Consider the following 345-nt stretch of genomic DNA (forward strand, 5'->3'; position numbering starts at 1 on the left):
ATAGCCCTGCGCGTCCATCTTGGCCATATCGCCGGTCTTCAGCCAGCCGTCCGCGGTCAGCACCTTGGCGGTTTCTTCCGGACGCTGCCAATAGCCGGCCATCACCTGCGGGCCGCGGATGCACAGCTCGCCGACGTCGCCGATCGGCAGGATCTTGCCTTCCTCGTCCTGCACGCAGGCTTCGGTGCTGGGCACCGGCAGGCCGATCGCACCGTTGAAATCCTTCAGGTCCATCGGATTGATGCAGGCCGCGGGCGAGGTTTCGGTCAGGCCGTAGGCTTCGACCAGGGTCACACCGGTGACCTTCTTCCAGCGCTCCGCCACCGCCCGCTGCACGGCCATGCC

At 66.7% G+C, this 345-nt stretch carries 1 protein-coding gene; it reads right to left on the minus strand.

Annotated features, from left to right (window positions below; translation table 11 throughout):
* The coding region (locus FLQ44_RS14495) for an AMP-binding protein (protein WP_147694982.1) at nt 1-345 on the minus strand (345 nt) is incomplete at both ends.

This window comes from Vogesella mureinivorans, assembly GCF_007644035.1.
Lineage (GTDB): Bacteria > Pseudomonadota > Gammaproteobacteria > Burkholderiales > Chromobacteriaceae > Vogesella > Vogesella mureinivorans.